Annotated in this window: 12 protein-coding genes and 1 pseudogene; 7 read left to right on the forward strand and 6 right to left on the reverse strand. The window is 59.6% G+C overall.

What is annotated here, in order from left to right:
* Positions 1-113: 113 nt before the first annotated feature.
* A complete protein-coding gene (locus tag K6117_RS13220; RefSeq protein WP_221796071.1) occupies positions 114-863 on the reverse strand; it encodes a GcrA family cell cycle regulator in 750 nt (249 codons plus the stop codon).
* A 91-nt stretch (positions 864-954) separates the two neighbouring features.
* Here K6117_RS13220 and K6117_RS13225 point away from each other — a divergent pair, with 91 nt between their 5' ends.
* Complete coding sequence (locus K6117_RS13225) at positions 955-1,782, forward strand: ABC transporter permease (protein WP_221796074.1); 828 nt, start codon at positions 955-957, stop codon at positions 1,780-1,782.
* Positions 1,783-1,908: 126 nt separating this feature from the next.
* Positions 1,909-2,145, forward strand: a complete 237-nt coding sequence (locus tag K6117_RS13230; protein ID WP_221796077.1) for a hypothetical protein — start codon at positions 1,909-1,911, stop codon at positions 2,143-2,145.
* Positions 2,146-2,268: 123 nt separating this feature from the next.
* Here the strand turns inward: K6117_RS13230 and K6117_RS13235 are convergent, their stop codons facing one another.
* Complete coding sequence (locus K6117_RS13235) at positions 2,269-2,904, reverse strand: c-type cytochrome (RefSeq protein ID WP_221796081.1); 636 nt, start codon at positions 2,902-2,904, stop codon at positions 2,269-2,271.
* A 128-nt stretch (positions 2,905-3,032) separates the two neighbouring features.
* On the opposite strand from K6117_RS13235, the gene K6117_RS13240 reads away from it, so the two are divergent.
* A complete protein-coding gene (locus K6117_RS13240) occupies positions 3,033-3,923 on the forward strand; it encodes a prephenate dehydratase (RefSeq protein ID WP_221796083.1) in 891 nt (296 codons plus the stop codon).
* A complete protein-coding gene (gene aat, locus K6117_RS13245) occupies positions 3,920-4,660 on the forward strand; it encodes a leucyl/phenylalanyl-tRNA--protein transferase (RefSeq protein WP_343211797.1) in 741 nt (246 codons plus the stop codon). Before K6117_RS13240 ends, aat begins: the two co-directional genes overlap by 4 nt.
* 35 nt (positions 4,661-4,695) lie before the next feature.
* Here the strand turns inward: aat and K6117_RS13250 are convergent.
* From K6117_RS13250 to K6117_RS13260, 3 genes and pseudogenes are all read right to left on the reverse strand, one after another.
* Positions 4,696-5,130 (reverse strand): annotated as a pseudogene (locus tag K6117_RS13250) (DUF2155 domain-containing protein); the annotation flags it as partial.
* The gene (gene mlaD / locus K6117_RS13255; protein WP_221796089.1) at positions 5,127-5,642 is read right to left on the reverse strand and encodes an outer membrane lipid asymmetry maintenance protein MlaD; all 516 of its coding nucleotides are present in this window, start codon (positions 5,640-5,642) and stop codon (positions 5,127-5,129) included. The gene mlaD and the pseudogene K6117_RS13250, both read right to left, overlap by 4 nt.
* Positions 5,643-5,645: 3 nt before the next feature.
* Positions 5,646-6,026: an NADH:ubiquinone oxidoreductase subunit NDUFA12 gene (locus K6117_RS13260; RefSeq protein WP_221796092.1), complete on the reverse strand. Its 381-nt coding sequence runs from the start codon at positions 6,024-6,026 to the stop codon at positions 5,646-5,648.
* 173 nt (positions 6,027-6,199) lie between these two features.
* Between K6117_RS13260 and K6117_RS13265 the strand changes: the two genes are divergently transcribed.
* Entirely contained in the window at positions 6,200-6,547 is a 348-nt protein-coding gene (locus K6117_RS13265; protein WP_221796094.1) for an ArsC family reductase, read from the forward strand.
* A complete protein-coding gene (locus K6117_RS13270) occupies positions 6,544-6,924 on the forward strand; it encodes a RidA family protein (RefSeq protein WP_221796097.1) in 381 nt (126 codons plus the stop codon). Before K6117_RS13265 ends, K6117_RS13270 begins: the two co-directional genes overlap by 4 nt.
* A gap of 33 nt (positions 6,925-6,957) precedes the next feature.
* On the opposite strand, the gene K6117_RS13275 is transcribed toward K6117_RS13270, so the two are convergent.
* Entirely contained in the window at positions 6,958-8,094 is a 1,137-nt protein-coding gene (locus K6117_RS13275; RefSeq protein WP_221796100.1) for a transglutaminase-like cysteine peptidase, read from the reverse strand.
* Positions 8,095-8,509: 415 nt separating this feature from the next.
* Here K6117_RS13275 and K6117_RS13280 point away from each other — a divergent pair.
* Positions 8,510-10,304, forward strand: a 1,795-nt coding sequence (locus K6117_RS13280; RefSeq protein WP_221796103.1) for an Ig-like domain-containing protein, incomplete at its 3' end; no start/stop codon positions are given.

Raw genomic sequence — 10,304 nt, forward strand, 5'->3', positions numbered from 1 at the left:
GAACCGGGCGCGCGCATTCGCGCTTGCGGCGGCGATTACCGAGCCCTCAAAAAAACACCCCCACTTGGGATCGCCAAGCGGGGGTGTTTTTATATCAACTTCAACTCAACCGATCACCTCACGCGCGGTGCGCCATAAGGCAGCGGCGGCGGCGGACGACGGTCGCGGCGGGGCATTTGCGCCTGATAGGCAAGGCCGCAATGCTGGACGCAATACGGAAAGCCCGGATTGATCTTGTCGCCACAGAAATGGAAATCCGGTTCACCCGGATGACCGATCGGCCATTTACATATCTTGTCGTTCAAATCGAGCAATGATGTCTTGCCCGCAATTTCGGCGCTCGGTTTGGCAGGAACCAAACGACGCGGCGGTGCGGGAGGAATCGGTGCCTGCTGATCACCCGGCCCCTGACGCAAGAAACCGCCCGGCCCGATGGAGCGCATCTGCACGCCCGGTTCCGACGCCGCCGATGCCGGCAATTGACGCGGCGCAGGCGGCGAAGCCGGTGCAGCGCTGGCGCGCGGCGCGGGGGTAGATGCCACATCGGCACCCGAGCTGGTCGCAAATGGCGGCGGAGACGCAGGCGACGGCGCCGGGGTGGGTGCTACAGGCTTTGGCGCCGCTTCGGCACGTGGCGCAGGCTTGGCGCGCGGCGCAGGGGCCTTGCGCGTCGTGCCACCCTTGCCATCATCCGTCCCGCCACCGCGCACAGGGCTGGGACGGGATTGCAGGTCGAGGCGATGCGCCTTCCCGATCACGGCATTGCGGCTGACGCCACCAAGTTCTTCCGCGATCTGGCTGGCAGTCCTGCCCTCTTCCCACATCTTCTTGAGCAGAGCGATACGTTCTTCCGTCCACGCCATGCGTTTAGCGTCCTTCCATCAATCATGGCCCAGTGATCGCGCCTTGTTCCGGTCTTGCACCATGCCTGCGTAGCCGATAGGCAATACACACATGATGAACCAGACAAAAATCACGGCCCGGAAGGAACCGGGCGAGCCAATATTCCACCGGATCAATCTGGTGGGCGTACACGCGCTCTATGTGAAGGAAGTGCGCCGATTTTTCAAGGTGCAGCTCCAGACAATCTGGGCACCCGCATTTACGACGTTACTTTACCTCATCATTTTCACGGTCGCGCTCGGTCGGCAGGGCCATTTGGTGATGGGCGTACCCCTTGCCGACTTCCTTGCGCCGGGGCTGATCGTGATGGGCATGATGCAAAATGCGTTCGCCAATGCATCCTTCACCTTCCTCGGCGGCAAGATGATGGGCACGATTGTCGATTATCTGATGCCACCCTTGTCCACGGCAGAGCTGATGGCCGCCTTGATCGGCGGTGCGGTGACCCGTGCGGTGCTGGTGGGCGTGGTGGTCTGGCTGGCGATGCTGTGCTGGCCGGGGGTCGATGTCATGCCCCGACATCTCTGGGCAGTGGTCTGGTTCGGCCTGAACGGATCGATTTTATTGTCCCTGTTGGGCATGCTGACGGCAATATGGGCGGATAAATATGACCATGCAGCCGCCGTCACCAATTTCGTGGTGCAGCCTTTGTCATTATTGTCCGGCACTTTTTACGCCGTTGATCGGCTCGCCCCCGCTTTTCAGGCCGTCAGCCATGCCAACCCGATCTTTTATGTGATTTCGGGCTTTCGCTACGGCTTTCTGGGCCAGACCGATTCGCCGGTCCTGATTAGCGCATGGGGCCTGTTGGGCCTGAACATGGTGCTGGCGATCCTGATCTACAAGCTATTGAAATGCGGCTGGCGGTTGAAGTCCTAGCGCGCGAATCACACCGCCGGGACAATTGACCCAAATCATGGTATTCGGAGTCGTCGCGCATATGATGAAATATGCGGGGCGAGTAGCGAACCGGCGTGCCTGCGACACCATCAGCAAGGAGCCCATATGACCGCGAATCATTTCGATAAGGGATTGAGCGATCTCATGTTCAATCCGCTGACCATGCCCATCGCCATGGCACAAGCCGCGATGACGGCATGGATGCCCATGATCACCGGGCAATATTGGCGCTGCTTCTATGCCGATGTGTCGCATCCCGACCATATTGAATTTGCCACGCACGCCCAGCTTGAAGTGCCGGAACTGGTGGAAGAGGATGGCGAGCGCAATCTGTTCGCGTGAGCATTGCCACAGCGCGCGGATCCTTCTGCCCATTCATCCACCATGCAAAAAGGGCCCGCCACCATCTGGTGACGAGCCCTTTTAAACTTCTGTATCGACTAAATAATCAGCCGATAAATCGCATTATTTCGCTGCGGGCGCAGCCGCATTGGCATCCGCTGCGTTAGCATCGGCCGCATTCGCGTCGCCAGCAGGGGCCGCTTCCTCACCCGCAGGGGCTGCCGCTTCGGCAACCGGTGCTGGCAACGGCAGGTTGGACCCTTGGGCGTTGAGGTACAGCATCAACGCCGCGCGATCTTCGATCTTGCCAAGACCAGCGAAGCTCATCTTCGTGCCATTGGCATAGACCTTCGGCGACTTCAGCCAATGGTTCATTTCATCGAAGGTCCAGCTCTTGCCGACAGCCTTCAATGCATCGGAATAGGCAAAGCCCGGATGCGCCGCCTGCGGCTTGCCCAACACGCCATGCAGATTCGGACCAATGCCATTCGCCCCGCCCGGGGTGATGGTGTGGCACGCCGCACACTTCTTGAAAATGGCTTCGCCCGCTGCTGCATCGGCAGTGGCCAGCACATTGGCAATCGGCGGATCTACCTTCGCAGCGCCACCGGCACCGCCTTCTTCGACGCCCTCAATCGGGAAACCGCCGGTTTCCGGCTTTTCCGGGTGAAAATACTCACCCGTGACAATGCCAAGTCCAAGTGCGGCGATACCGCCAAACAAGGCCCAGCCCAGAATCGTGTTCGACCGATCACTCATGCCCCGAAAACCTCCATTCGCGCGCAAGTCGCGCCCCTTAAATCTTCGCGCATTCCTTTAGGCATGTCGCAAGCGTATCGCAAGCCATGCTTGCAGGATTTGGCGGATAGCCCTAACTCAAAGGCGAAATGGAAAATTATCCGGAACCCGCACGCCGCCTTGTTGCCCAATTTGAAGCACAGGCCGCCATCAATCCCGCCAATGCCGTCGCCTTTCAGGGCGCGCCGGGCGCAAACTCGCATCTGGCCGTCAAGGACGCCTTTCCCGATGCCGTGCCTTTGCCCTGCTTTGCGTTTGAAGATGCGTTGGATGCGGTGCGCGATGGCAAGGCCGACCGGGCGTTGATTCCGATTGAAAACTCCCTGCATGGCCGGGTGGCAGACATGCATTTTCTGCTGCCGGAATCAGGGCTATCGATCATCGGCGAATATTTTCTGACGGTGCGCCATTGCCTGTTGGGGCGTGGCGAGGTCAGCGATGTGCGCGAGGCGATGAGCCATCCACAAGCGCTTGGCCAGTGCCGCAAATGGCTGCGCGATCATCATATCCGTCCGGTCGCTTATGCCGATACCGCCGCCGCCGCCGCATTCATCGCCGCCCAGCCGCAGCCCGGCATCGCGGCGATTGCCCCGGCCTTGGCGGCGGAACTATATGGCCTCGACATACTCGCCCGCCAGATTTCGGACGAGGCGCATAATGTCACGCGCTTTGTCGAATTGGCGCGCGCACCCATCACGCTGCCGCTGGAAGAATCGGTGATGACGACGCTCACTTTCGAGGTGCGAAACATTCCTGCGGCCTTGTTCAAGGCAATGGGCGGTTTTGCGACCGAAGGCGTCAACATGACCAAGCTCGAAAGCTATCAACGCGGCGGCAGCTTTGCCGCGACCGAATTCTACGCCGATATCGAAGGCCATCCGGATCAGCCGCATGTCGCGCGCGCACTGGATGATCTGCGCCATTATTCCAAATGGGTCCGCTTGCTCGGCACCTATCGCAAGGCGCGCGAACGCGGGTGACATCGGGCGAGCTGCTCCATCCCGACATCTTGCTGCGCGCCTATAGCGCGGGCATATTTCCCATGGCCGAAAGCCGGGATGATCACGATGTCTATTGGGTGGAGCCGAAACGGCGCGGCATCCTGCCGCTCGATGGCTTTCGCCTGTCGCATTCGCTGGCAAAGACGCTGCGGCGGCGCACCTTCAACGTCACCGTCGATCAGGATTTCGAAGGCGTGATGCGCGCCTGTGCCGCACCCCAGCCCGACCGCGAAGATAGCTGGATCAGCGAGGAAATCATCGCCGCCTATACCCAGCTCCACCGCCTCGGCCATGCCCATAGCATTGAGACATGGCGCGACGGACAATTGGTTGGCGGACTCTATGGCGTATCGATCGGACGCGCATTTTTCGGGGAAAGCATGTTTTCCCGCGTCACCGATGCTTCGAAAGTGGCCTTGGCCTATCTCGTCGCGCGCTTGAAGGTCGGCGGCTATAGCCTGCTCGATTGCCAGTTCATCACCCCGCATCTCGCGTCATTGGGCGCGATCGAGATCAGCCGGGAAGCTTATCGGGCGCTATTATCCAAGGCCGTCGCAGGCGCGGGCGTTTCCGGCGCAGGTGCGACTGCCTCCGCCACATCGGGTGATTTTTTCGCGCTCGATGCGCTTGCACCCGCTGCAGGCGCTGCCGCGACCAAGGTATCAGGCCCCGCATCCGGCCAGTTCATCGCGCAGCTTTTAGGCCAGACATCGTAAATCGGATGTTCGACCACATTGAGCGACGGTGATTCGGCATAGACCCAGCCGGAAAAATACCGCCGCCATTTATCGTCGCGCCCGCGCACATCGGTCTGGATAAACGCACCGGTCAGCTTTTCATGCTCCCATGGCGCGGTCTTTTCACAGGCTCGCAGCCGCACGATCAGATCGCCCAGACGCACCGCCTGCCCCGGCTTGACCTTAATCTCGCGGGCGATGCCATTGCGCTTATTAAGTACGCCCAGCACGGCCACGCGTTCGGCCATCGGGGTGATGCCGCGAATCAATGGCGTCGCTTTAGCGACAGGCGGCGCAACTGCTGCGACCTGATTGTCTTCAACCGGCGCATCTACCGGCGGATTGGCGGCGCTATTGCCCGCTTCTTGATCCTGCCACGCAATCGCTCCCTGCCAAGCGGCCAGCCCAGCAAGAATGGCCCCAGCAGCCATGATCGTGATGGGCTTCATAGAGCGGGCGTAGCGGCAGCATCCGCAACCGCAGGCTTGTCCTCTGCGACAGGCTCATCACCCGATTTGTTGATCATCTGACCGACCAGACCCATCATATCCATCGACCCTTGGGTATCGAGAATGACATCGCCATTCTTCAATATCTCGGTATCGCCACCGGGCAAGAGCGAGATATAGGTCCCGCCCATCAACCCTTCGGATGTGATCGCGGCGCTGCTGTCCGCAGGGATTTTCAACTTCGGATCGAGCGACAGAATCAATTCGGCCTGATAGCTTTCCGGATCAAGCTTTTGCGCAGTGACCGAACCAACCTTGATCCCCGCCACGCGGACATCCGTGCCGAGCGTCACGCCGACAACGCTGGGGAACAGGCCCGACACATGCATGGTCTCGCCGGAAATGCCGCCGCCGGTGCGCGTCCAGGCCGCCTGCACGAACCATGCAGCAACCAACACGACCAGCAGCCCGATCAGCGCCTCTCCAATATTCTCACGCCACAGATCGCGCATCGCTCAGTTCGGGCTCCATGCCTCATAATCGCCGGTCGCAGCGGCACGCTTGCCACCCCGTTCGAGCGCGCCAGCCGGGCGATAGGCATCCGCCGTACCCGTGGCATTGGGGGAATATTCAGCTTCCCAATTCCGCGCCGCCGGCAATTCATGCGGCAACAGATCATGCGTATGATGGAGCCAGCCATGCCATTCAGGCGGCACGCGACTCGCGTCATTGGGACCATTATAAATGACCCAGCGGCGGCCTGACTTGTCCTTGGCTTCGAAATAGCGGTTGCCGGTCGAATCCTCGCCGACCTGACGCCCCTTGCGAAGCGAATAAAGCGAGGTGCCAATGGTCGCGCCATTCCACCAGGTGAAGATTTTCGCGAGAATACCCATAAAGCCCCGATAGCCGCCCAACCCATCAAATGGCAAGAGGCGGCACGGCCTGTCCGTCAAGAAAACTTGACCTTTTTCGCATCTGCGGTCAGGAGCGCTGCCAAAGCTGCACCGGGGTAGCGCGCAAAGTCGCGCCCCACGCATATCCATCAGCATTCAGGAGCATAGGTCCCATGGCCACGACCATGTACGGCATCAAGAATTGCGACACGATCAAAAAGGCGCGCGCATGGCTTGAACAGCGCGGCATCCCTTATGATTTCCACGATTATAAAATATCGGGCATCGACGCGGCGCGTCTTGGTGACTGGTGCAACATGGTGGAGTGGGACAAATTGCTCAACCGCTCCGGCACCACCTATCGCAAACTGCCGGAACATCAGCGCGAAATCGTCAACGAAGCGATGGCCATCGCCTTGATGGTCGAACAGCCCGCGATGATCAAACGGCCCGTGCTGCTGCATGATGACGAATTGCTCGTCGGTTTCAAATCTTCTGAATATGAAAGGATCTTTGCATGACCAGAACGCTGATTTCCTCTGGCTCGCCCTTTGAAAAGCAGGTCGGCTACAGCCGTGCCGTGGTGCAGGGCGATTGGTGCTTCGTCGCGGGCACGACCGGCCCCGACCCCGAAACCAAGGCATTTCCGGACGATGCCCGCGATCAGGCGCGTAATGCGCTCGCCATCGTGGAAAAGGCGCTGAACGACGGCGGCTTCGACATCAAGGACGTGGTGCGCGCCACCTATTACATCACCGATGCCAGCTATTGGGATGTGCTCGGCCCGGTTCTGGGCGGCGTATTTGGCGATATTCGTCCAGCCTCCAGCTGCATCGTCTGTGGCCTTGTCCGTCCGGAAATGAAATTCGAGGTTGAACTCACCGCCTTTCGCGGCTGATTTCAGACCTTAAAACCGATCCGGTCCGGCTGCTCAGTTCGCCATGGCGATCTGTGCAGGCCGGGCCTGTTCGGCAGTCTGTATCTGCTCGGGCGCGGCATAGCCATGCAGCCACGCACCCTTGGCATTATAGCTCATGATCGGGCGATAATCGCGGACTTCCGCCATATCCAGCACCCGATCAGTGCCATTGTCGAGCACGACCATCCGGCCTGCATCGCGCACCACCAGCACGGCATGATCCGCCTGACGCACGAGATCGCGTGAGATGACCAGGAACATATCGGCTGCATCAATGCCCGCCGCTTCCAGCAATTGCATCTTGGTGATCGCATAATCTTCGCAATCGCCACGCCCACGCTGCAACGTCTGGGCCGCACCCGCCCATTGGTCCTGCACATGATAGGTTTGCGTGTCATCGGCAAAGCTGATCCGCGCATTCACCCAATGATTGATTTCCGCGATCCGGCGCGATTGATCCATCACGCGCGCCTGTGTCAGCATCTGGCGCCACGGACCGGCACGACCGCTCACCCGAACGCCGCGCAGCTTGCTCCATTTCTTATCAAGCGGGGTATGCCCCACCGCCATCGCGACAGAACCGAATACATCAGGGCGACCGGTGAAAACCGCAGGCGCAACGCTGCCCTGATCGCGGCTGGAGTCGCTCAACATCGCGTTGCCCGTCACTCGACCCAACATCTCTGTGCAAGGCGCGGCAGCGGTCATCATGGTATTGAGCGGGGCGACTGACGGCGGAACTACAGCAGCCTGCACCGCTAATGCCCCCTCGTTGCGCTGCTGATGACGCATGGCCTCCAACGCGCTCATCGCCCCGCCGAGAATGGCGCTGGTTTTAGCGGCTGACGCAGTCGTTGCGAATGTTGTGAGGGGAAGCGGGCGCGCCGCTGGCATCGGCGTGCTGGCGCAATCAAAGGCCGCAACGCGCGTCACCGAGGTCAAAGTCGATGCCGCCGCATGATCCGCAGTCAGATCGGCCAATTGCAGCCGCTCAATATTGAATGCAGCCGCAGGTGAAGCCGCGAGCGACAGCCCGAGCGCCACCGCACCAACAGCGACTCGCCGGACCGAAGACGCGCTTTTCAAAGCGCTGCAAAAAGACAAACCCTTTTCCATATCGACCGTTTTGACGGCGAAACCCCAACACATGGTTGAGGGACATGGTTTCTGAATTTTTACCGATCATGGTTAACCAGAAGTTAATTAACCACGGGAACTTTAATAACTATCTGTTAATATGATATTTTATTAACATTTTCTGCAAATTTAATAAAATTCATCTATTTTGCATCTTTAAGGGCTCTTTGATTAAAAACAAAGTTAACTCATGGTTTAATGGTTAAAGCTGTGTTAAATTTAGTTGCGATTTTGTTAAGAATGAGGTCAATGGTCCTTGGAGGCGAATCGCGCGGCGGCAATCAAACGTCACACGGCATCGTCTTTGAACAATATCGAGTGAGCGCCACGAAGCGTCTCGCCTTCCGGGTCGCATTGAAAGGTTTCTGGGCAAGGGCGCGAACAGCGGCCTCACCGCATGAAGCGATCTGTTGAAGGGGTAAAGACGATGGCGATCGATAATTTTTCCAGCCGCACTGCAGGCATGAAATCTCTTCAGGGTGAGGGGCAGGCTCCCGCTCAGAAGGTGACGATCCTCGGTGGTGCCACGCGCATCATTCCCGCCAATGGCGTGGTGGTGCTACCCGCAGACGTCTCGCTCGACAATATTCGCGTCCTTGGCCGCGACTTGGTCGTCAACATGCCGGACGGCAGCCAGATCGTGATCGTGGACGGCGCCATCTCCGTCCCACAGATCGTCATCGGTGAAGTCGAACTCCCCGCCGCCAACGTCGCGGCGCTGTTGATCGGTCAGGAACCCCAGCCTGCGGCCGGCGCGCCATCGAGCGGCGGCGGTAACTTCTCGGAAGACCCCGGCACGATCGGCGACCCCTTTGGCCTTGGCGATTTGCTGCCTCCGACCGAACTGGCGTTCTCCGAACCAGAAGTGACGCAGATCTTCGAAGAAATCCCTGATGAACAGCCGACGATCGACATTGAAGTCGATGATTCCGGCGTATCCGTCATCAACGCCGCCGACGTCGTCCGCGAAGCAGGCCTGCCTGCGCGCGGTCTTGAGAGCGAAGGCTCGGACAGCGCCGCCAATTCGGAAGCCACCTATGGCTTCATCAACATCACCGTGCCGGATGCCCCCGGCAGCGTGACGATCAACGGCACGGCCATCACGACCGTGGGCCAGACGATCACCACCGCCAACGGCATCCTGACCATCGTCAGCATTGATCCGGGCCAGATCGGTTATACCTATCTGCTGACCGACAACACGCTCGGCGCGACCTCCGACAACTTCACCGTTGTCGTCACCGATGCAGACGGTGACAGCGCCACCGCTACGCTGCGGATCGACATCATCGACGATGCGCCCATCGCAGCGGATGACACCGACAGCATTGCATCCGGCGAATTTGGCCCGGCGACCGGCAATGTCATCACCGACAGCGAAGCCGATGGCGGCAAGGACACCCAAGGCGCAGATAGCGCGACCGTATCGGGCGTCGCGAGCAACAACATCCCGGCAAATGTCGACACCACCGCCACCGAAGGCGCATTCGTGGTTGTCGGTCAATATGGCACGCTCACCATCAACACCGATGGCAGCTACAGCTATGTCCGCGCCGAAGGCACCGCTGGCGGCGTGACCGACGTTTTCACCTACACGCTGACGGACGGCGACGGCGACAGCGACACCGCCACGCTCACCATCAACATTGAAGATGCAGAACCGTTCACGGGTGAGAATGCTGCCGTCCAGCTTGACGATGATGCGCTGACCGGCGGCAATCCTGGCGGCATCGACGACGTTACCCCGGATACCGCCAACACCACCGGCACGCTTGCGGGTGAAGGTGGCGATGGTGCCTTGACCTACACCTTCACCGACCTCGACACCAGCGCACCGACCGGCTTCACCTATGAACTGGATGAAGAGACCGGCGACCTGCTGATCAAGCAAGGCACCACCACCGTCATCACCGTGACGCTTGATACGGCCACAGGTGACTATACCGTCACCCAGAATGCGCCGATCGACCATGAAGCAGGGTTTGACGAAAACGATCAGGCGTTCACGTTCAACTATCAGATCAGCGATGTCGATGGCGACACTGACACCGGCTCGCTCACCATCAATGTGGATGATGACACGCCGACGATTGTCCGCAGCAGCGATGCCGTGCCGACCCTGTCGGTCGATGAAAGTGATCTGACCGCCGACGACACCAGCCACAATATCGCGGGCTTGTTCGATATCTCTGCCGGTGCCGATGGCGAAAAGAGCGTGGTCT

It is taken from the genome of Alteraquisediminimonas sediminicola, assembly GCF_019740335.1.
GTDB classification, from domain to species: Bacteria; Pseudomonadota; Alphaproteobacteria; order Sphingomonadales; family Sphingomonadaceae; genus Alteraquisediminimonas; species Alteraquisediminimonas sediminicola.

Coding starts and splice junctions, on each gene's coding strand:
- K6117_RS13225 (WP_221796074.1), top strand. CDS start 955: ATGATGAACCAGACAAAAATCACGGCCCGGAAGGAACCGGGCGAGCCA.
- K6117_RS13275 (WP_221796100.1), bottom strand. CDS start 8,094: ATGTGTTGGGGTTTCGCCGTCAAAACGGTCGATATGGAAAAGGGTTTG.
- mlaD (WP_221796089.1), bottom strand. CDS start 5,642: ATGCGCGATCTGTGGCGTGAGAATATTGGAGAGGCGCTGATCGGGCTG.
- K6117_RS13220 (WP_221796071.1), bottom strand. CDS start 863: ATGGCGTGGACGGAAGAACGTATCGCTCTGCTCAAGAAGATGTGGGAA.
- K6117_RS13240 (WP_221796083.1), top strand. CDS start 3,033: ATGGAAAATTATCCGGAACCCGCACGCCGCCTTGTTGCCCAATTTGAA.
- K6117_RS13235 (WP_221796081.1), bottom strand. CDS start 2,904: ATGAGTGATCGGTCGAACACGATTCTGGGCTGGGCCTTGTTTGGCGGT.
- K6117_RS13230 (WP_221796077.1), top strand. CDS start 1,909: ATGACCGCGAATCATTTCGATAAGGGATTGAGCGATCTCATGTTCAAT.
- K6117_RS13260 (WP_221796092.1), bottom strand. CDS start 6,026: ATGGGTATTCTCGCGAAAATCTTCACCTGGTGGAATGGCGCGACCATT.
- K6117_RS13265 (WP_221796094.1), top strand. CDS start 6,200: ATGGCCACGACCATGTACGGCATCAAGAATTGCGACACGATCAAAAAG.
- K6117_RS13270 (WP_221796097.1), top strand. CDS start 6,544: ATGACCAGAACGCTGATTTCCTCTGGCTCGCCCTTTGAAAAGCAGGTC.